This is a genomic window from Nocardioides sp. Z30_9 (genome assembly GCF_058215735.1).
The window spans coordinates 127,451-148,153 of record NZ_JBZAJF010000002.1; the positions used below are offsets into that span (position 1 = coordinate 127,451).

Annotated in this window: 17 protein-coding genes; 2 read left to right on the plus strand and 15 right to left on the minus strand. The window is 72.1% G+C overall.

Annotation, left to right across the window (positions count from 1 at the left end):
- Window positions 1-7: 7 nt before the first annotated feature.
- From AC4BGB_RS11295 to AC4BGB_RS11335, 9 genes are all read right to left on the minus strand, one after another.
- On the minus strand, window positions 8-1,093 hold the full coding sequence (locus AC4BGB_RS11295; protein ID WP_490546925.1) for an ABC transporter substrate-binding protein: 1,086 nt from the start codon (window positions 1,091-1,093) through the stop codon (window positions 8-10).
- 121 nt (window positions 1,094-1,214) lie between these two features.
- Entirely contained in the window at window positions 1,215-1,682 is a 468-nt protein-coding gene (locus AC4BGB_RS11300; RefSeq protein WP_490546926.1) for a nucleoside deaminase, read from the minus strand.
- Window positions 1,679-4,402 carry a molybdopterin-dependent oxidoreductase gene (locus AC4BGB_RS11305; RefSeq protein ID WP_490546927.1) on the minus strand — a complete coding sequence of 908 codons (2,724 nt, stop codon included), beginning with the start codon at window positions 4,400-4,402 and terminating at the stop codon, window positions 1,679-1,681. The genes AC4BGB_RS11300 and AC4BGB_RS11305 overlap by 4 nt, the downstream gene beginning before the upstream one ends.
- A complete protein-coding gene (locus AC4BGB_RS11310; protein WP_490546928.1) occupies window positions 4,399-5,220 on the minus strand; it encodes an FAD binding domain-containing protein in 822 nt (273 codons plus the stop codon). The genes AC4BGB_RS11305 and AC4BGB_RS11310 overlap by 4 nt, the downstream gene beginning before the upstream one ends.
- Window positions 5,220-6,500 carry an allantoate amidohydrolase gene (locus AC4BGB_RS11315; RefSeq protein ID WP_490546929.1) on the minus strand — a complete coding sequence of 427 codons (1,281 nt, stop codon included), beginning with the start codon at window positions 6,498-6,500 and terminating at the stop codon, window positions 5,220-5,222. Before AC4BGB_RS11315 ends, AC4BGB_RS11310 begins: the two co-directional genes overlap by 1 nt.
- The gene (locus AC4BGB_RS11320; protein WP_490546930.1) at window positions 6,500-7,738 is read right to left on the minus strand and encodes a pyridoxal-phosphate-dependent aminotransferase family protein; all 1,239 of its coding nucleotides are present in this window, start codon (window positions 7,736-7,738) and stop codon (window positions 6,500-6,502) included. The genes AC4BGB_RS11315 and AC4BGB_RS11320 overlap by 1 nt, the downstream gene beginning before the upstream one ends.
- 88 nt (window positions 7,739-7,826) lie before the next feature.
- A complete protein-coding gene (locus tag AC4BGB_RS11325) occupies window positions 7,827-8,726 on the minus strand; it encodes a carbohydrate ABC transporter permease (RefSeq protein WP_490546931.1) in 900 nt (299 codons plus the stop codon).
- Between the two features lie 3 nt (window positions 8,727-8,729).
- A complete protein-coding gene (locus tag AC4BGB_RS11330) occupies window positions 8,730-9,650 on the minus strand; it encodes a carbohydrate ABC transporter permease (RefSeq protein WP_490546932.1) in 921 nt (306 codons plus the stop codon).
- On the minus strand, window positions 9,647-11,002 hold the full coding sequence (locus AC4BGB_RS11335; RefSeq protein ID WP_490546933.1) for an extracellular solute-binding protein: 1,356 nt from the start codon (window positions 11,000-11,002) through the stop codon (window positions 9,647-9,649). The genes AC4BGB_RS11330 and AC4BGB_RS11335 overlap by 4 nt, the downstream gene beginning before the upstream one ends.
- Before the next feature lie 337 nt (window positions 11,003-11,339).
- On the opposite strand from AC4BGB_RS11335, the gene AC4BGB_RS11340 reads away from it, so the two are divergent.
- Window positions 11,340-13,781, plus strand: a complete 2,442-nt coding sequence (locus AC4BGB_RS11340; RefSeq protein ID WP_490546934.1) for a glycoside hydrolase family 3 N-terminal domain-containing protein — start codon at window positions 11,340-11,342, stop codon at window positions 13,779-13,781.
- Between the two features lie 25 nt (window positions 13,782-13,806).
- A complete protein-coding gene (locus AC4BGB_RS11345; RefSeq protein WP_490546935.1) occupies window positions 13,807-14,853 on the plus strand; it encodes a LacI family DNA-binding transcriptional regulator in 1,047 nt (348 codons plus the stop codon).
- 15 nt (window positions 14,854-14,868) lie between these two features.
- Here the strand turns inward: AC4BGB_RS11345 and allB are convergent, their stop codons facing one another.
- The 6 genes from allB to AC4BGB_RS11375 all read right to left on the minus strand — a co-directional run bounded on the left by allB (window position 14,869) and on the right by AC4BGB_RS11375 (window position 20,688).
- Window positions 14,869-16,200 carry an allantoinase AllB gene (gene allB / locus AC4BGB_RS11350; protein WP_490546936.1) on the minus strand — a complete coding sequence of 444 codons (1,332 nt, stop codon included), beginning with the start codon at window positions 16,198-16,200 and terminating at the stop codon, window positions 14,869-14,871.
- Window position 16,201: 1 nt separating this feature from the next.
- The gene (gene pucL, locus AC4BGB_RS11355; RefSeq protein WP_490546937.1) at window positions 16,202-17,125 is read right to left on the minus strand and encodes a factor-independent urate hydroxylase; all 924 of its coding nucleotides are present in this window, start codon (window positions 17,123-17,125) and stop codon (window positions 16,202-16,204) included.
- 1 nt (window position 17,126) lies between these two features.
- Entirely contained in the window at window positions 17,127-17,447 is a 321-nt protein-coding gene (uraH, locus tag AC4BGB_RS11360) for a hydroxyisourate hydrolase (protein WP_490546938.1), read from the minus strand.
- Entirely contained in the window at window positions 17,444-17,938 is a 495-nt protein-coding gene (gene uraD / locus AC4BGB_RS11365) for a 2-oxo-4-hydroxy-4-carboxy-5-ureidoimidazoline decarboxylase (protein ID WP_490546939.1), read from the minus strand. Before uraD ends, uraH begins: the two co-directional genes overlap by 4 nt.
- A gap of 117 nt (window positions 17,939-18,055) precedes the next feature.
- Complete coding sequence (locus AC4BGB_RS11370; RefSeq protein WP_490546940.1) at window positions 18,056-19,597, minus strand: amidase; 1,542 nt, start codon at window positions 19,595-19,597, stop codon at window positions 18,056-18,058.
- Entirely contained in the window at window positions 19,594-20,688 is a 1,095-nt protein-coding gene (locus tag AC4BGB_RS11375) for an acetamidase/formamidase family protein (protein WP_490546941.1), read from the minus strand. The genes AC4BGB_RS11370 and AC4BGB_RS11375 overlap by 4 nt, the downstream gene beginning before the upstream one ends.
- Window positions 20,689-20,703: the final 15 nt, after the last annotated feature.

Here is a 20,703-nt window from a genome sequence, read left to right on the forward strand (position 1 = left end):
ACCGCCATCAGCCGGTGACCTTGAGCTCGGGCTTCTCCTCGAGCAGCTCGGTGAGCGGCCCCATGTCGAAGAGCTCGTCGGGGTCGAGCTCGAGGCCGGCTTCCTTCAGCGACTTCATGTTCGCTGCGATGAGCTCGTCGCTGATCGTGAAGATGCCGTTCGTCTTGGTCTCGTCGGTGTTGACCAACGACTCGCACTGCTGGGTCGCCTGGGCGATCTCCTTGTCGAGCTCCAGCGGAGGGTCGAGGTCCTTGCCGTACTTGTTCACGGCGAGCTCGGCTCCCCGCTTGTAGCCCTCCTCGCCGTCGCAGGCGTCGCGCCAGCCCTTGATCTCGGCCTCGAGGAACGCCTTCACCAGGTCGGGCTTGCTCTTGAGGATCTCGTCGGTCGTGATGACGCTCTCCGCGACGAACGGGAGGCCGTTGTCGGCGAAGGACAGGTCCACGGTGTCGAACCCGTGTCCCTTGACGAGCAGCGACTCGTTGGTGACGTAGGCGACCAGTCCGTCGATCTTCTTGTCCTCCAGCGGCGAGATGTCGAAGCCGTTGGGCACGATCGTGACCTGCTTCTCGTCGATGTCGTTGGCGGCCAGCAGCGCCTTGAAGAGCGAGAGGTTGGGGTCCTGGACGCCGATCCTTTTGCCGATCAGGTCCTGGGGCGTCTTGATGTTGCCCTTGTCGGCGAGCGACAGGATGGTGAACGGGTTCTTCTGGTACGTCGCGCCGACGATCTTCAGCGGGAACTGGGAGTTGGAGATGGCGGCGGCGGTCGAGACCGCGTTGCTCAGGCCGAACTGTGCCTTGCCGGTGGCGACGATCTCCTCCTGGGCCACGGGGCCCGCGAGGAAGTTGACCTTGCCGATTCCGGCCTCCTGGTAGTAGCCGGCGTCGTCGGCGATGAACTCGCCGGCGAACTCGGCGTTCTTGATCCAGGAGAACTGGACGGCGATGTCGCCGAGGTCGTCACCGGAGGAGGCAGCGGCACCCTCGTCCTCGTCCGAGGAGCCGCAGCCCGCGAGGACGAGGGCCGCCGCGGCGAGCAGTACGGCTCCGCGCCTGGCGCGGCGCTGGTGGTGACGGGTGGGAAGTCGCATCTGGGGCTCCTCGTGGCGAGCGTGCGGGGGCGGGTCGGATCCTGATCGCTGCGAAACCTAGGGCGGTCGCGTTTCGCGCCCCGACGCTGGAAGTTTCGGCGGCGTTACGCCGCCCACCGGTCTAGTAGTGCGTGCGGTCGGGGTTGCGCAGCCAGGACTCGAAGGGCGCTGTGGAGGACAGCAGCCGTAGCCCCTCGATCGGGGTCGGCCAGGCGTCGCGCTCCTTGCCGAACAGCTCGTAGAACTCGCGGTCGTCGAAGCCCCCACGGGCGGCGTCGTCGCGGTCTGCTGCGTAGACCACGCGGTCGACCCGGGCCCACAGGGCGCTGGAGACGCACAGCGGGCAGGGCTCGCAGGAGGTGTACAGGACGCAGCCCGCCAGGGAGAAGTCGCTGATCGCCGTGCACGCACTGCGGATCGCCACCACCTCCGCATGGGCGGTGGGGTCGTTGTCCCGGGTCACCCGGTTCACGCCCTGGGCGAGCGCCTCCTCCCCGCGCACGATCATCGCGCCGAACGGTCCCCCGCCGGAGGCGACGTTGTCGACGGCGAGCTCCACGGCCAGGCTCAGCCAGTACTGGTCCCTCATCTGCCCTCCTGCGGGGTCGAGGCGGACTGCGCGAGCCGCCACACGCGGTCGCGGCTCATCGGCAGCTCGTGGGGCCGCACGCCGATCGCGTCGCGCACGGCGTTGGCCAGGGCCGGGGCGACCGGGTTGTACGGCGCCTCGCTCATCGACTTCGCCCCCCGCACCCCGAGCCGGTCATAGGTCTCCGCGAGGAGCACCTCGGTCTGCGGCACGTCCCCCATCTGCGGCAGCCGGTAGTCCCGGAAGCTCCGGGTGGTCACCTCCCCGAGGTTGTCGGTCGAGCCGTCCCCGGCGGTCGAACTGTCCCCGGCGGTCGAGCCTGTCGAGACCACCACCTCCTCGTACAGCGCCGACCCGATCCCCTGGGCCACGCCGCCCTCGACCTGGCCGCGGAGCTGCTCGGGGTTGATCACCACCCCCGCGTCCGCGGCCTGGACCGAGCGCAGGATGCGCACCTCGCCGGTCCCCGGGTCGACCGCGACCCGGAAGCCGTGCACGTTGAAGGCCACCGACCGCGGTGACCCCCGGTGGGCACCCGAGGCCGAGACAGGACCGAGCAACGGTCCCTCGAACCCGTCCAGCATCGTGCGCAGGTTGCGGGCCGCCTCCGCGACGGCGCGGCCCGCGACCACGGAGCCGGTGGAGCCGTAGGCCCCGGTGTCGTAGCCCGCGATCGCCGTGTCGGAGGCACGCAGCTCGATCAGGGCCGGGTCCACGCCGAGCTCGGTGGCGGCGATCTGGACGTGCACGGTCGCCGTACCGTTGCCGAACTCGGCGCTGCCGACGTCGAGCACGACCCGGCCGTCGGGGTGCATCGTGGCGGTGGCCGCGGAGTAGTGCCCCCGGGGCGGGATCGTGGCGATCATCGAGGCGGCCATGCCGTGCCCGACCTGCCACCCCTCGGGGACGCCCTGGTCACCCTCAGCCTCACCGTCGTGGTCACCGAGGGCCGCCTCCACCAGGTCCAGGCACTGGTCGAGCCCGTAGCTGCCGAACTCGAGGTCGGTGTCGGGTGGCCCGTTCACCACGAAGTCGTCGCCGGGCACGACCACGTTGCGGCGGCGTACGTCGAACGGGCTGATGCCGAGCTCGCGGGCGAGGTCGTCGAGGGCCGACTCGATCGCGAAGATCACCTGGCCCAGCCCGTAGCCGCGGAACGCCCCGGAGGGGACGGTGTTCGTGTAGACCGCCTCGGCGTCGACCCGCTTGTTGGGGCAGCGGTAGAGCGCCACCGACTCGTGACAGCCGTGGAACATCACTCCGGGCGCATGGTTGCCGTAGGCGCCGGTGTCGGTGAGCACGTCGAGCTTCATCGCGGTGAGTACGCCGTCGGCGTCGGCGCCGAGCTCGACGCTGACCCGCATCGGGTGCCTGCCGGGGACGAGGGTGAACTGCTGCTCGCGGGTGAGCTCGAGCTGCACCGGCTGGCCCAGCCGCAGCACGGCCAGTCCGACGATGTCCTCGACGAGCATCTCCTGCTTGCCACCGAAGCCACCGCCCACCCGGGCCGCGAGCACCCTGATCTGCTCCTCCGGGATCCCGAAGACGTAGGCCAGCTCCTTGCGCACCAGGAAGGGGATCTGGGTGCTGCTGCGGATCACCAGGTTGCCCAGCTCGTCGAGCCAGCCCCGGGCACCGTGCGTCTCCAGGGCGGCCTGGTTGACCCGTCCGGTGCGCCAGGTGCCGCGCACGGTGACGGCGGCCGCCGCCAGCCCGGCGGCGACGTCGCCGACCTCGCCGTGACTCTGCGCGGCGACGTTGCGCCCGGGATCGGAGACCCGTGAGGTCACGGGATCGAGGTGCCCGTGCAGCAGCGGCGCCCCCGGCGAGCGCGCCTCCTCGGGGTCGAGGACGGCGGGCAGGAGGTCGTAGCCGACCTCGATCAGGCCGACCGCCTCCTGGGCGATCGCCATGCTCTGCGCCACCACCGCGGCGATCCGCTGGCCGCGGAACCGGACGACGTCGTCGAGCATCCGGGTGTCGTCGGGGTCGTCGAGCCGGCTCTCGTGCCGGGCGCTGGAGTAGCGCACGTCCGGGACGTCGCGGTGGGTGAGCACCAGGTGCACCCCGGGCAGCGCCTCCGCGCGGGAGGTGTCGAGGTGCACGATGCGGGCGTGGGCGTGCGGGCTCTGCAGCAGCGCCATCTGGAGTACGCCGCTCTCGGGGAGGTCGAGGGTGAACGGCTCAGCACCGCAGACGATGCGGCGACCGGCGAGGGCCCCCGGGGAGCCGCCGAAGCCGGCACCGGGCTCGATGTTGGTCTTCCCCGCGAGGGCGTCGCGCACGGACCGGTAGCCGGTGCAGCGGCACAGGTTGCCCTTGAACAGCCGGGCGAGCTCCTCGTCCCCGGCCTCGACCCTGCCGTCCTCCCCGGCCAGCGCGGCGGCCGTGGTGACGAAGCCGGCGGTGCAGAACCCGCACTGAAAGCCGGCCGCCCCGACGAAGTTGCCCTGGACCGGGTGCAGCTCCTCCGGAGTGCCCAGGCCGGCGGCGGTGGTGATCTCCCGCCCCGCTGCCCTGGTCGCGGGGAACACGCAGGAGTGCACCGGCGACCCGTCGACCAGCACGGTGCAGGCGCCGCAGTCACCCGCGTCGCAGCCCTTCTTCACGGCGCGGTGGCCGTGCTCGCGCAGATAGGTGCGCAGGCACTGGCCCGGCCTGGGCTCGCAGGGCAACGCGCTCCCGTCCACGACGGCGGGCGGTGGCGGCTCGGCACTCACGGCTGCACCTCCCCGTGGGCGGTGACCTCGGCGAGGCACTCGGCACCGAGCCGGGCCGCCATCGCGGCGCGCCAGTCGGCGGCGCCGTGCGCGTCCTGGTGCCAGCAGGTGACCGCGTCCAGCGCGCCCGGGAGCTCGTCGGCCCAGTCGTCTTCCGAGAGCTCGATCAGCACCGGCCGGGTGGTGGCGGCGGTCAGCGAGAGCACGAGCGCGGTCGGCGTACGACGTGCCGCGAGGACCACCGAGGACCGGCCGAGCGGGGCCAGCGAGAGCCGGCGGAACGCGTACTGCGCGCGCAGGGAGGCGGACGGCACCTCCACCGCGCGGAGCACCTCCCCCGGCTCCAGGGTGGTGCTGCGCACCCCGGTGACGAGGTCGGCGACCGGTTGCCGGCGCTCGCCACCGTCGGCCGTCCAGACGACCGCGGTCGCGTCCAGGGCGACCAGCAGCGAGATCATCGCGCCGGCCGGGAGCGCCAGGCAGACGTTGCCACCGACCGTGGCGAGGTGCTGGATCTTGAACGACATCAAGAACGCGTCCGCGCACGAGCGGACCAGCCCGGTGGCCGTGCCGAGCATGTCGTCCGGGACGGCGAGCAGCTGCTCGATCGTGCAGGTGGCCGCGATCCGCAGGCCTTCGTCAGGGAGGCGCTCCCACGGCTCCCACCCGAGGGCGGTCAGGTCCACCAGGCCGGTGGTACCGGGCTGCGGCTCGGAGAAGAGCCAGGTGCCGCCGGAGACCACGGTCTCCCCGTGTGCGAGCGCGAGGTCGCTGCGGGCCTCGGCGCGGCGGAAGGAGGTGACCGTGGGCAGGTCCATCAGTCCTCGACCGCCTCGAGCCGGGCCGCGCCGAGGCGCGCCGTCTCCGTCCGGGCCACCTCGAGGACCGTGGCCTCGAGGGCGTCGAGGCCGCGGGCGACGTCGATCGCGCGGACGTCCTCGGCCGGGTGGTGGCTGATCCCGTCGAAGCAGCGCAGGAACAGCATCCCGGTGTCGGCCACGGCCGAGATCGCCATCGCGTCGTGCCCGGCGCGGCTCCACAGCCCCGGGGGGTCGAGGTCCCCGGTCGTGCGGATGCCGGCGACGATCGCCTCCTGCAGCCAGTCCGCGCACGGCGAGGCGGGGGCGCTGTGGTGCTCGACCGCCTCGAAGCGCAGGCCGCGGCGGTGGCACAGCTCCTCGATCTCCTCGCGCATCGCGACCCACATCGCGTCGCGCTCCTCGTCGGTCTCCGCCCGTAGGTCGAGGCTGAAGTCGGCACGGCCGGGGATGACGTTGATGGCGCCGGGGAGCACCTCGATGCGTCCGACGGTGGCGATGCACTCCGAGGCGCGGCCCAGCCGCTCGATCGCGGAGATCGCCTCGCTCGCGCCGACGAGCGCGTCCTTGCGGCGGGCGTACGGCGTACCGCCTGCGTGCCGGGCCTCGCCGTGGACCGAGAGCCGGAAGCGGCGGGCACCCGCGATGGTGGTGACGTAGCCCAGCGAGGTGTCGGCCGCCTCCAGGAACGGGCCCTGCTCGATGTGCGCCTCGAGGTAGCCGATGAGCTCCCCGGGCGCGCGGGCGGCCTCGCCGACCCGGCGCGGGTCGAGCCCGAAGTCCTTGAACGCCTTGTGCAGCGTGGTTCCGTCGCGGTCGCGGAGGTCCCAGTCGTCCTGGTCCCACAGCCCGGCCACCGCCTTGCTGCCCAGCAGGGCGGTTCCGAAGCGGGTGCCCTCCTCGTCGCTGAACCCGACCACCTCGATCGCGAACGGGAACTGCGCGACCAGGTCGCTCTCGCCCCGGGCGAGGCGTTCGACCACCGCGATCGCCATCACCACCCCGAGCATCCCGTCATAGCTCCCGGCGTCCGGGACGGTGTCGAGGTGGGATCCCAGGACCAGTGCCGGCAGGCCGGGCTCACGTCCCTCGCGGCGTCCCCACTGGTTGCCGGCCGCGTCCTGCCAGGTGGTCAGGCCGGCCTGCTGCATCCAGTACGCCGCCCTGGCGTTGGCCGCGGCGTGCTCGGGAGAGAGGTAGACCCGCTCCAGCCAGCGCGGGCTCGCGGAGAACGCATCCAGGTCCGCGCACCGGGTCAGTACTTTCTCCGCCGTGGTCATCAGCGCGTCTCCCCCGCGGCGTCCTGGTAGACCTCCCGCGCAGCGCCCACCCCGCCGCCGGCGATCACGCCGGCTCCGCAGCCGCGGAGCACCTGCTCGAGGGCGGCCAGCGTGAGCAGTACGGCGTCCTTGCGGGCGTTGTGGCCCATCGTGCCGATCCGCCAGACCTTGCCGTGCAGGGGACCGAAGGAGGTGCCGATCTCGATGCCGAAGTCCGCCAGCAGGCCAGCCCGGGCGGCGTCGCCGTCCACGCCGTCGGGGATGTGCACCGCGACGACGTTGTTCATCTTGTGCGCCAGGTCGCCGAAGACCTGCAGGCCCAGTCCCTGGACCCCGGCGAGCATCGCGGCGCCGTGCAGCCGGTGCCGCTCGACGGCGGCGTCGAGTCCCTCCTCGACGAGCAGCCGGGCGCACTCGCGGGCGCCGTACAGCATGGTGGTCGCCTCGGTGTGGTGGTTGAGCCGTCGCGGGCCCCAGTAGTCCATCACCATGGCGAGGTCGAAGTAGTTCGAGCCGATCCGCGCGCCGTGCTCGGCGTCGTCGGCCTCCCGGATGCCGGCCTCGACGTGCTTGCGCCCGTTGATCACCTCGGTCGCGCGGTCGGAGACGGTGATCGGCGCGCTGCCGGAGGGTCCGCCCAGGCACTTCTGCAGGCCGGCCGTGGCGATGTCGATGCCCCAGGCGTCGGTCGCGAAGGTGTTCCCGCCCAGGGTGGCGGTGGCGTCGCAGTAGAGCAGCACGTCGTGGCGCCGGCAGATCTCGCCGAGGTCCTCCAGCGGCTGGCGCATCGTGGTCGCGGTGTCGCCGTGCACGACCGCGAGCACCTTGGGCCGCACCTCGACCACGGCGCGCTCGACGGCGTCGGCCTCGAAGACCTCACCCCACTCGACCTCGATGGTGTGCACCTCCGCGCCGCACCGGGTGGCGATCTCGACGAGCAGGTGCCCGAAGCGGCCGAAGACCGGCACCAGCACCCGGTCGCCGGGCTCGACGAGCGAGACCAGCGCCGCCTCGATGCCCGCGCGCGAGGTCCCGTCGACGAGGAACGTCTGCTCGTTGCCGGTGCGGAACACGTCACGGTAGAGCTGCATCGTCTCGTTCATGGTCGCGGTCATGAACGGGTCGTACTGGCCGACGAGCTGCGCCGACATCGCGCGCAGCACCCGCGGATCGGCAGTGATCGGCCCCGGTCCCATCAGCAGGCGCGGCGGCGGATCGATCGGCGCGAAGGTGGTCACCCGCGGAGGCTAGGGCGGCCTCGTTTCAGAACTGTTTCCGACGACCGCCCACCCCACCACCCTCCTCGACCGCGGGTGAGAGGCGGGACTACTTGCTGAAGCCCTCGCTCAGTCCGCTGACCAGCTGGCGGCGACCGATCGTGTAGAGGACCACGATCGGCACGGTGCTCAGCACGACGGAGGCCAGCACGGCGGGGACGTTGACCTGGAACTGGCCCTGGAAGCTCCACACGGCCAGCGGCATCGTGCGCCGGTCGGGGCTCTGGGTCAGGACCAGCGGCAGCAGGAAGCCGTTCCACACGGTGACGCCGGTGTAGACGGCCACCGTGACCATCGCCGGCCGGGTGAGCGGGAACGCGAGCCGCCACAACATCATCCACTCGCTGGCCCCGTCGAGGCGCATCGAGTCGAACAGGTCGCGCGGGACGTCGCGCAGGAAGTTGGTCAGCACCAGCACCGCGAGCGGGATGGCGAAGGCGATCGACGGGATCGCGATCGCGGCCAGGGAGTCGTAGAGCCCCATCTTGATGATCATCAGGTAGACCGGGATGATCGCCGCCTGCAGCGGGATGGCCAGGCCCATCAGGAACAGGGCGTGGATGCCCTTGAGCAGCCTGCTGTGCGCTCCGCGCACGATGGCGTACGCCGCCATCAGCGCCAGCAGGACGGTCGGGATCGTGGTGCCCGCCGCGACCAGCACGCTGTTGAAGAAGTAGTGCACGAAGTCGTTCGCGATGACCAGCCGGTAGTTCTCCAGCGTCGGGTTCGCCGGTGGCGCGAAGGCGTTCTGCTGGTAGTAGTCGCTGGACGCCTTGAAGCTGGTGATCACGATCCAGTACAGCGGCACGAGGATCACCGCCAGCCAGAACCACCCGGCCAGCCCGGCGCCCCAGTTGCGGCCTGCCCAGCCACCCCCCGAAGGCTGGGAGGGAGGTGCCGCGAGCCGATCGGTCGGGTCCTGGACCGTGCCTCCTACGAGAGTGGCCATCACCTAGATCCCTTCCAGCTGGGAGTCGTCCGCGTTGCCGCCGAGCCGCCGCAGCGCCAGCGCGATGGCCAGACCGACCAGGACGAGGATCACCGCGATCACGCTCGCCGGTCCCATCTGGTTGGCGCCGAAGCCGCGGCGGTACATGTCCAGCGCGAGCACCCGGGTGGAGTCGCCCGGGCCGCCCTCGGTGAGCACGAAGATCAGGTCGAAGAACGTCAGGGACCCCACGACCATCAGCGTCGAGGAGGTGATGATCGTGTACTTCAGCTGGGGCAGGGTGATGCTGAAGAACGCGCGCACCCGGCCGGCTCCGTCGAGGGACGCGGCCTCGTAGAGCGACGCCGGGATCTGACGCACCGCGCCTTGGTAGATCAGGGAGTGGAACGGGATGAACTGCCAGGAGACGATGAAGATGATCACGCCCATGGCGAGCGCCGGCTCACCGAGCCAGTTCTGCGTCAGGAGCTCGGACCCGAGCCCGGGGCCGAGGCCGAAGTTGGGGTCGAGGAGCGCCTTGAAGGTGACCGCGATCGCCGCGGCGCTGAGCAGGAGCGGCACGAAGTAGAAGACCGCCAGCACGGCCCGGTAGCGCTGCCGGCTGGCCATGAAGACGCCGAGCAGGAGGCTGATCGGGGTCTGCACCACCCAGGAGAAGGCCATCACCTCGAAGGTGACCCACAGGGAGTGCAGCAGTGCGGAGTCGGTCAGCACCGAGCGCCAGTTGCCGATGCCGATGGGCTGGATCGCACCGAGCCCGTCCCAGCGGGTGAAGCTCAGCGCCAACACCCCCAGGAGCGGGAGGATCGCGAAGAGCAGGAAGACGGCCAGTGCGGGAAGCGCCATCCACGCCACTGAACCGCGCTGCCGCGCCCGGGCACCGCCCCGATGCCGGGTCCCGGACGTGGCAGCGTGGGCGCTCATGTGCCGATGGTCTTGTTCATCTCGTCGGCGAACGTCTGGGGACTGATGTCGAGCTGGAAGAGCTTGCCGATGTTGTCCAGCAGCGCGGTCGCCTGCGAGGGCGGCAACGCCTGGTCCCACGACTGCGCGAAGCCCGAGGCCTTGCTGGAGGTGTCGTAGACGAACTGCAGCCACGCCTTGTCGTTCTCGTCCGAGACGCCGGAGATCAGGTCACCGGAGCTCTTCACGACCGGGATGTTGCCGATGTCGACCCACTTCTTGATCTCGGTCTCGTCGAGCATCGTGGTGGTGAGCAGCTTCTTGGCGGCGTCCTGCGCCTCCTTGCTCGCCTGGGAGGAGATGGAGACGTACTGCCCGGGGTTGCCCACGGTGCTCGAAGGATCGCCCTTGCCGCCGTCGACCGCCGGGAAGTTCATGTAGCCGAGGTTGCCGCCGGTCACGAAGTCGCCACCGTCGGCCTTCATCGACCCGTAGGTCCACGCGCCGTGCAGCATCATCGCGGCCTTGCCGGTGAACAGCACCGCCTGGTCGGCGTTCTGGTCGGCGACGGTGGACTGGAACCCCTTCTGGAACCCGTCGGCCTTGACCAGCTTCTGCACCTCGCCCAGCGCCTGCAGGGCCGCCGGCTGGCTCCATGCGTTCTTCTGGCCGTCGAAGATGTTCGCGAAGACCTCTGACCCGCCGATGCGGTCGAAGAGGAACTCCAGCCACATCATGTTGGTCCACCGCGACTGCCCCGCGAGCGAGAACGGCGCGATGCCCTCGGCGTTGAACTTCGCGACGAGGTCCATCACGTCGCCCCACGACTCCGGGGGCTCGGCGCCGACCTGCTCGAAGAGCTTCTTGTTCCAGTACAGGACGATCGGCGTGACCGTCTCGATCGGCACGGCGTACAGCTTGTCGTCGACCGTGGCCGCCTCGAACGTGGCCGGGAAGCGGCCCTCCTTGAGGTCCGGGTTCTCCGCGAACCAGCTGGTCAGGTCGAGCACCTGGTCGGCCTCGACGTAGCTCTTCAGGCCACCACCGCCCCAGCCCCAGATCAGCGTCGGGCTCTTGCCGGCGCCGATCGCCGTCTTGACCTTCTGCTTGTAGGGGTCGTTGGCGATCAGGGTGATGTCGATCGCGGACTTCGGGTTGGCCTTGTTGAAGCGGGCGATCGTGTCCTTGCGGATCTCCTCCTGCGGCTTGCCCGACAGCGTCCAGTACGACGCCACCCCCTTGCCGCCGCCGGAGCCGCCAGCGGCGCCGGTCTTGCTGGGGGAGCCGCCGCAGGCCACCAGGGCCGCGCTCACGGGCACGCCCAGCCCGACCAGGCGCAGGAAGCTGCGCCGGGATGCGTTCATCGGTTCCATGTCTCTGACCTCCACCTCGACGACCGCGACCACCACGGCTCGTCAGCGTGCGACGTGTCGCCACGAGGCGAGGCGACGTCGAGCAACGTGACCGAAATATGTTTCGATCTCGACTGCATCTAGTTGCTGACCGTAGGACGGGTGCCGGAGTGTGTCAAGCATCACACTCCACTGGTTCAGCACGCTCAGCAAGCGGGCCTCGGATCGTTGCCCGGTCGTTCCCAAGTCGCTGGCGGGGCGGTACTGTGCCACGAAGTCGTCGCCTTCTTTCGGATGGATCGAAAGATCTTTCGACACTCGTCCGCGACGGCGGGCGCTCAGCCACCCAGGAGGAGCCATGACCCAGCCCACGGGCACCACGTCCGCCCCCACTCCGGAGAGCCCGGGCGAGGCTGCCCCGGAGCGCCCCTGGGCGGACCGCGACCGGCCGGCGGCGCAGCGGGTCGCCTCGCTCCTGGCCGCGATGACCCTGGAGGAGAAGGTGGGCCAGCTGGGCAGCCGCTGGGTCGGCAACAACCTCGGCGGCGACCCCGGCACCGAGGGCAGCGACCTGCAGGTGGCTCCGATGCAGGAGGTCTTCGCCGCGTCCGGGACCACCTCGCTGGGCGAGGCGAGCCGGCACGGCCTGGGCCACCTGACCCGGGTCTACGGCAGCGCTCCGGTCACGGTCACCGAGGGGGCGGCGGAGCTCGTCCGGCAGCAGCGCGTGGTGCAGGGCTCCTCCCGCCTTGGCATCCCCGCGCTGGTGCACGAGGAGTGCCTCACCGGCTTCACGGCGTACGGCGCAACTGTCTACCCCGCCGCCATCGCCTGGGCAGCGACTTGGGACCCCGACCTCGTCCGCCGGATGGCCGCCGCGATCGGCAGCGACATGGCGGCCCTTGGGGTGCACCAGGGCCTCTCCCCGGTGCTCGACGTCGTGCGCGACTACCGGTGGGGCCGGGTCGAGGAGACGATGGGCGAGGACCCGCACCTGGTCGCCACCCTCGGCACCGCCTACGTCCAGGGGCTGCAGTCCGCCGGCGTGATCGCGACCCTGAAGCACTTCGCCGGCTACTCCGCCTCGCGCGCCGCACGCAACCACGGCCCCGTCTCGATGGGGCCGCGGGAGATGCGTGACGTCATCCTGCCCCCCTTCGAGGCGGCGATCGCGCTCGGCGGCGCCGGGTCGGTGATGAACTCCTACTCCGACGTCGACGGGGTGCCCGCGGGCGCCAGCCGCTGGCTGCTCACCGAGGTGCTGCGCGAGGAGTGGGGCTTCGAGGGCACGGTCGTCTCGGACTACTGGGCGGTGCCGTTCCTGGCCTCCATGCACCGTGTCGCCGCGGACCCTGCAGGTGCCGGCGCCCTGGCCCTGGAGGCCGGCATCGACGTCGAGCTGCCCGACACCCTGGGGTACGGCGCCGGCCTGGTCGACCTGGTGCGGTCCGGCGTCGTCGACGAGGCCCTCGTCGACCGGGCCGCGGGTCGCGCGCTCCTCGCCAAGGTCCAGCTCGGGCTGCTCGACGACGACTGGTCGGCCGAGACGTCGGTGGCCGGGGCCGCGAGGGTCGACCTCGACTCGGCGGCCAACCGCGCGCTGGCGCGCGAGATGGCGGAGCGCTCGGTCGTCCTGCTGGACGCCGGCACCGCCCTGCCGATCCGCGACCCACAGCGGCCGCTGCCCCAGCGGGTGGCCGTGGTCGGGCCCTGCGCCGACAACCCGCTGACGTTCATGGGCTGCTACGCCTTCCCCACCCACGTGCTGCCGCGTCACCCAGGCTCCGATCTCGGCATCGAGGTCCCCACAGCGCTCGATGCACTGCGTGCCGAGCTGGGCGCCGAATTGGACGAGGCCGAGGTCGTGCACGAGCCCGGCTGTGCGGTGACCGGCGAGGACACCAGCGGCATCGAGGCCGCGACGGCCGCCGCCCGGGAGGCAGACCTCTGCGTGGCCTACGTCGGCGACCTCGCCGGGCTGTTCGGCCACGGCTCCTCGGGCGAGGGCTGCGACGCGGAGGACCTGCGGCTGCCGGGGGTCCAGGCCCAGCTGGTCGAGGCGCTGCTGGCGACCGGGACCCCCGTCGTGCTGGTTGTCGTCTCGGGCCGTCCCTACGCGCTGGGCGCCTTCCACGGCCGGGTGGCGGGACTGGTGCAGTCGTTCTTCCCCGGCGAGGAGGGCGGCGCCGCGATCGCCGGTGTCCTCTCGGGACGGCTCTGCCCCGCCGGACGACTGCCGGTGCAGGTCCCCCGGCGGGCGGGCAGCCAGCCGAGCACCTACCTCCAGCCGGCGCTGGGCGGCGTGGAGAGCGCCGGCATCACCTCGGTCGACTCCACGCCACTGTTCCCCTTCGGGTACGGCGCCTCGTACACCTCCTTCCGGGTGGACCAGGTGCGGGCCGGCGCGGAGGAGATCGGCACCGACGCGTCGGTGGAGGTCAGCGCGGTGGTGACGAACACCGGAGAACGGGCAGGTGACGAGGTCGTCCAGGTCTACCTGCACGACCCGGTGGCGCGCGTCGCCCGGCCCGTACGGCAGCTGGTCGGCTTCGCCCGGGTCCACCTCGAGGCCGGGTGCTCGGCCGAGGTCTTCTTCGACCTCCACGCCGACCGGACCGCCTACACTGACCCGAGTCTGGACCGCATCGTCGAGGCAGGCGACGTGGAGCTCCTCGTCGGCACCTCCGCGGCCGACGAACGGGCCCGGGTCCCCGTCCGTCTGGTGGGTCAGACCCGCGTCGTTGGTCACGACCGCCGGCTGGACACCCCCGTCCGGGTCGAGCACCACGCGTCAGAGTAGCCAGCCTGCAGGAGGAGCACCCGAGATGCCCGTGACACAGCGCCGTACGACGCTCGCCACGGTGGCCGCGTCCGCCGGCGTCTCGGTCGCCACCGTCTCCAAGGTGCTCAACGGTCGCAGCGACGTCGCCCCGGCGACCCGGGCCCGGGTGCAGGAGCTGCTCCGCACGCACGACTACGGCAGCCAGCTGCGCACGATCGAGCGGCAGCCCACCATCGAGCTGACCTTCCGCGGCACCATCGGCGCCTACTCCTCGGAGATCGTCCAGGGCGTCGCCGCCGCGGCCGCGGAGCTCGGCGTCTCGGTGACCATCGGGGTCAAGCCCGTCGACCAGCGGCCCTCGGCGAAGGTCGAGGCGACGACCTGGGCGCGCAACCTCGCAGTCAGCGGGCGCCGCGCCGTGATCGCCGTGACCGACGAGCTCGGGCCCGAAGAGTTCACCGCCCTGAGCCGGCTGCGCCTGCCCCTCGTGGTGATCGACCCGATGAACATCCCCTCGCCCGACGTCGTCAGCGTGGGCTCGACGAACTTCCGCGGCGGACAGGCCGCCGCCCGCCACCTCGTCGAGCTCGGGCACCGCCGCATCGCCTACCTGGGTGGGCGCTCGACGGCGGAGTGCAGCCAGGCGCGGCTGGCCGGGCTCCGCTCCGCTCTCGAGACGGCCGGGGTCGCGCTCCCCGACGACTACGTGCACAGCACGCTGGACTTCCGCTACCAGGACGGTCTCGACGGGGCGCCGCGGCTGCTCTCGCTCCCCCACCGGCCGACCGCGATCTTCGCCGCCAGCGACGAGCTCGCCCGTGGAGCGATCGAGGCCGCCCGCTCGATGGGCCTCTCGGTGCCGCAGGACCTCAGCGTGGTCGGGTTCGACGACACCGAGATCGCGCGGATCGCCTCCCCGCCGCTGACCACGGTGCGCCAGCCGCTCCAGGAGATGGGCGCGGTCGCCCTGCGCACGGCGCTGCGCCTCGTCGACGGCGAGAAGATCGACTCCAACCACGTCGAGCTGGCCACCGAGCTCGTCGTGCGCGCCTCGACGGCCGCGGCGCCGCCGCCACTGACGGGCGACTGACCGGACGCGGTCAGGTCAGGGGCGGAGCAGCTGCCGGCCCCAGCCGTGGTCGGGGCGTTCCACGTCGATGGCGTTGCCGCGGACCACCGAGCGGGTGATCCGGCCGCCGTAGCGGAGGCCGTCGTACGCCGAGATGGGGTTGCGGTGCGCCAGGCGGGTCGCCTCGATCCGGAAGTCCACGCCGGTGTCGTAGACGGCCAGGTCGGCGTCGGCGCCCACCTCGATCCGGCCCTTGTTGGTCAGCCCGACGAGGTCGGCGCTGTTGCGCGACATCCACCGGCTGACCCGGGCCAGCGGGATCCCTCGCCGGCGGGCCTCCTGGGCGATCGCGCTGAACCCGACCTGGAGCCCGGACACCCCGCCCCAGGCCTGCTGCAGGTCACCGTCGCCACGACCCTTCTCCTCTGCCGTGGCGGGCGAGTGGTCGCTGACGATGGTGTCGATGATCCCGTCCCGCAGCGCCTGCCAGAGCTCCTCGCGGTTGCCGGAGTCGCGGATGGGCGGGCAGCACTTGAACTGAGGGGAACCGTCGGGGATCGACTCGGCGGCGAAGCACAGGTAGTGCGGACAGGTCTCCACCGTGACCGGCAGCCCTTCTGCGCGGGCGTCCGCGATCAGGTCCAGGGCGCGGGCCGATGACAGGTGCAGGATGTGCACGCGGGCGCCGGTCTCCCGGGCGCCGTCGAGCACCTGGGCGATGGCCGCGACCTCGGCCCGGTCGGGCCGGGAGACCACGAAGTCGCGGTAGGCCCGGCTCGGCGGCGAGGGCGCCTCCTCCAGCACGCGGGCGTCCTCCGCGTGCACGATCATCCGGGCGCCGAGTCGGGCGACCTCGGTGAGCGCGGCGAGGAACTCCGCGGGGTCCAGCGGCGGGAACTCCTCGACCCCGGACGGTGAGAGGAAGCACTTGTAGCCGAACACCCCGGCCTCCCACAGCGGCTCCAGGTCCGGCAGGTTGCCGGGCACGGCGCCACCCCAGAACCCGACGTCGACCATCAGCTCGCCGGCGGCCGCGGCCTGCTTGGCGCGCAGCCCCGCCATGGTGGTGGTGGGCGGCACCGAGTTCAGCGGCATGTCGATCAGCGTCGTGGCCCCGCCCAGGGCGGCCGCCTCCGTCGCCGAGACGAACCCCTCCCACTCGGTGCGGCCGGGCTCGTTGATGTGCACGTGCGTGTCCACGATCCCCGGCACGACGTACGCCGTGTCCGGGACCCGCAGCACGAAGCCGTCGGCCTCGTGCTCGAACGGCTCGATCGAGGCGATCCGCCCGTGGTGCAGAGTCAGCGTCGCGGGGACGAACGTGTCCTCGACCAGGACCCGCTGGGCCTGGACGGCGTCGAGGCGCACCTCAGCAGAACCCGGCGACGGTGGCCCAGGCCTCGGGGACCGGGACCGCACCCGCACGCTCGACCGTGGCCTCGATCAGCCCGTAGGGCCGGTCGGCGGCGAAGAACACCTCGCCCGGGTTCTCCATCCCGAACGGCTCGAGGTCGACCAGGAAGTGGTGCTTGTTCGGGCAGGAGAGCTTCACCTCGGCGACCTCGGGATGGGTCTCGAGGATCACCTTGCCCACCGCGAAGATCGTCTGCTGGAGCGCGAGCGAGTGCACGCTCGCGAACGTCTCGAGCAGGGTCGTCCGGATCGAGTCGTAGGTCGCGTTGAAGTCCAGGTCGGCGTCCGTGTAGCGCCACCAGGCGGTCACCGACGTGGCCAGGATCCGGTCGTCGGTCTCCGCGAGGGTGGTGAACCGGTCGCGGGGGAACCCGTGGAACTCCGACCCGGTCGACTTCAGCACCGTGCAGTCCTTCAGCCCGGCCAGCACGTGGGTGGTCTCTCCGTCGATCTGGACCAGGGCGGTCCGCGTCTCCTGCCCAGTCCGGACGAAGGAGTGGTCGTGGGGCTGCCCGTCGACGAGGATGCGCTGCCAGGCGTGCTGCTCGGCCTCCCAGCGACCCCCGGTCACCCACTCGAAGCCGTCCACGAAGTGCCGGCCCAGGGTGAGCAGCAGCCGCTCGGGCGAGCCGACCCCGTGCTCCCTGGCGAAGGCGTAGAGGGTGTTCTTCTGGGTGTCGGTGGCCACCACCTGGCTGTTGTCGCCCTCGGTGTGGCAGGCGGTGAAGTCACCGCGCAGCTGCGAGGTCACGGTCAGGTCCTCGATCTCGTGCCTGGCGCTGTCCCGGGTGATCCGGACCAGGCGGCACTCGGCCTTGCCGTACTGGTTGGCGCCCAGCACGATGCTGCCGGTGGCGGCCCCAGGGATCTCAGCAGTCATCTCAGCTCCCTCGGTAGGTGGTGTAGGAGAACGGGCTCAGGAGCACGGCGAGGTGGTAGTGCTGCTCGACCGGGGAGACCACGAACGCGACCGAGATCTCCGGGAAGAACGTCGGCCGGTCAGCGGCCGCGAACCAGAGCCCGGTCTCCAGGAGCAGGTGGTACCCGCCGGGCTCGAGGTCGAGGTCGAACCTGACCCGCCCGTCGGCGTCGGTGGTGGCGGTGGAGACCGGGTCGCCACCGGGACCACCCAGGGTCATCGCCAGCCCCACGGCCGGCACCCCGAGCGCGGCGTCGAGGACGTGGCTGGAGAGGGTGCTCATGCGAAAATCGCGTCGAGTCGCAGGCCGGCGATCTCGCGCAGCGCCCGGGAGGTGGCCTCGAGCTCGGTGTCGGGATCGTTCCCCAGCCGCTGCTCGAGCTGGTCGAGGATCTCCTCCGCGCTGCGCCCCGCGGCCCGGACCAGGAAGATCCGGCCGAACCGGTCCTCGTAGGCGCGGTTCCCGGCCTCGAGCCGGGCCGCGACGTCGGTGTCGTCCCGGTCCACCCCGGACTGCTCCCGGCCGGACATCTCGGCACTGGTCCCGGAGCCCGCGTGGGACTCCCCGATGCGTGGGTGGTCGGCCAGGGCCTGCTCCACGTCGGCCGCGGACCAGCCGGCGGCGAGCTCGTCGGCGCGGGCGACGAGATGGTCCGGGGCGGCGTACGGGCGGCCGTCGACGACGGCCTGCGCCCAGCTCGGCACGTCCGCGCAGGAGCGCACCAGCTCGCGTGCCTCGGCGGTACCCATCAGGTTGAACTCCTCGATCTTCATCGTCTGGCCCCTCGCGGACGGTAGGTGGTCGTCTTTACAGCCATGGGCATCCAGTGTTTCGGACCTGTGACGCCGCGTCACCGTGCCAGCGCCCGGCAGTTCGTCCGGCAGCGCGGGTCACTCGGCGTCCAGCCGCTCGGCGAGCGCGAGCAGGTCGCGGTCCCGGCCGGGGCCGGCCACCAGCGAGGCGCCGCAGGGCAGGCCGTCCGCCGTCACCAGGGGGACGTTGAGCGCCGGGAGCCCGGCGATCCCGGCCAGGCAGGTGAGCCGCATCGTGGCGTCGCGGACCGACTGCAGCTCTGCCGCGAGCCCGGGACCGGTCGCGGGCGCCACCGACGAAGCCGAGGGCAGCACGAGGACGCGACCGGCCACCAGGTCCCGGATCTCGGCGGCGGCCTCGGCGAGGACGGCCCGCTCCCGGTCGGCCTCCGCCTCGGAGATGCGCGACGCCGTCTCGAACCGGCCGCGGACGTCGGGCCCCAGGGTGTCCATCCGGTGCTCGAGCCAGCCGCCGTCGCTCTGCCACGCCTCCCACGCCTGGACGCGCTGGAAGGCGGCCAGCCACTGGCCCAGGTCCGGGAGCGCCCAGGTCACCGCCCCGGCCTCACGCTCCAGTGCCCAGCGGTCCACGGCCTCCGCGACCTCGTCCCTGCACAGGTCCAGCAGGGCCGGGACGAGCACCAGCTCCTCGTGCAGGCTCGGCAGCGCGGTCGCCGACGGCAGCAGCGCGTCACCGACCCGGGCCAGCGTGGCCGCGTCGCGGGTCAGCCAGCCGACCGCGTCGAAGCTGGGTGCCAGCGGCAGCAGCCCCTCGACGGGTACGACGCCGTGGCTGGCGCGGAGCCCCCACAGCCCCTGGTACGCCGCGGGCACCCGCACCGATCCCCCGGTGTCGGTCCCCAGGCCGACGGTGGCGTGGCCCAGGGACACCGCGCTCGCCGACCCGGAGGAGGAGCCGCCGGAGATCCGGTGGGGCGCCTTCGGGTTCGGGGGTACGCCGTAGTGGGCGTTGGTCCCGGCGAGGCTGTAGGCGAACTCGTCGGTGCGGGCGATGCCGGCGAGGTCGGCTCCGGCGTCGAGCAGCCGCTGCACGGCCCAGGCGTTCTCCTGCTCGATCCCGGCAGCCTCGAGCCAGGCCGGGTTGCCCGCTCCGACCCGGTGACCGGCCACGGCGTACAGGTCCTTGACCGCGACCCGCTCCCCGGCGAGCGGCCCCGCGCCGCTGCCCCGGACCAGCGGGTCGCCGACCACTCGCCACACCCGGGTGTCCAGGGCGGGGGCGGACACGGAGACGTGGGCAGCAGTGACCGCCCAGCCCGTCGGGAGCCGCGCCCAGAGCTGGGTCTGCAGTCCCCGGCCGCCCCGCTCGAGCTCGGTGACCGCGACGACGAGCGCATGGTCGGCGTCGACCACCTGCACGTGGGTCTCCACGATCCGGCGCGGCGGGGCACCGCCGCGACCACCCCGGAAGGCGCTGATCCGGTCGTGGCCCACCAGGAGCCCCGCGGCGTCGCCGCGCATCGTCTCCGCGCCCGGCGCGAACAGCCGGTCGAGCGCCTCGAGGTCGTTCGACATCAGCGCCTGCTCGTAGGCCGCGAAGGCCGCCATCAGGCCCTCGGGCACGGGCTCACCCACCGGCTCGCTCACCGGCTCGCTCATCGGGTGACCTGCGCGAAGTCGTCCTTGCGGATCCGGGCGTGCACGCCCTTGACCACGTCGACGACCTGGGAGATGTCGAAGTCGGTGGCGGCGCTGAGGTAGGCCAGCGCGAGCGCGGGGTCCATCCCGTAGCGGGCCTGGAGCAGCCCGATCGCGGCCCGCACGCAGTTGGCCATCGCGAGGTCGAGGTCCTCGTCGAGGCCGGTCGGCACGAGGAACTCCGCGGTCTCGGCGAACGGGCCCGCGAGCTCCCCGAACTGCCGGACGGCTTCCTCGCGCGCCACCACGTCGAGCCGCACCGTCGCCCGCAGCGAGGCCTCCAGCGCGGTGAGCGCCACCTCGCCGTCGCCCTGGGCGAAGTGCGGGTCGCCGACGTAGACCAACGCGTCCTCGGCCTGCACGGGCAGGTAGAGAGTGGAGCCCACGGTGAGCAGGTTGATGTCGATGTTGCCGCCGTACGCCCCCGGCGGGACCGAGTGCGGCCGCTGGTCCCCCGCGACGGCGACGCCGATGATGCCGAGGAACGGGGCCAGCGGGAACGAGACCACCGGCTCGCCTCCCTGCACCAGCGGCAGCCGTCCCCGGGTGCCGGTCTCGTCCACGCTCGCGAACGCGCTGAACAGCTCGCCCGAGGCCGGGAACTCACCCGGCAGGGCGCCCTTCCCGTGCCGGTTCGAGATCACGCCGTACGGCACCCGCGGGAGCGTCTCCAGCACGGTCACCGCGATCAGGTCGCCGGGACGCGCGCCGGTGACGGCCACCGGCCGGGACACGACGTGCGGACCGTCGACGCCGAAGGTCCGCGGGTGGGTGGACCCGTCCGTGGCGGCGATCGCGATCGCGTCGGAGAGCACGTGCTCCACGCCGTACGCCGAGAAGAACGCCTCCGGATCTCGGCCCTGGTCCTCCAGGATCCCCTCGTGGCTCACCGTGTCGAAGGTGACCTCCGTGCCCGGGTCCACCCGTTCGACGGGGTCGTCAGCGGCGCACGGGAGCCGGCCCCAGAGAACGTGCTCGGGGGTCGAGGGGACGTACGTGGTCGCCCGGATCGGTCCGGATCCGGTCTCCAGCGGTGTGATCGGTGAGCCCATGCCCGGGCACTGTAG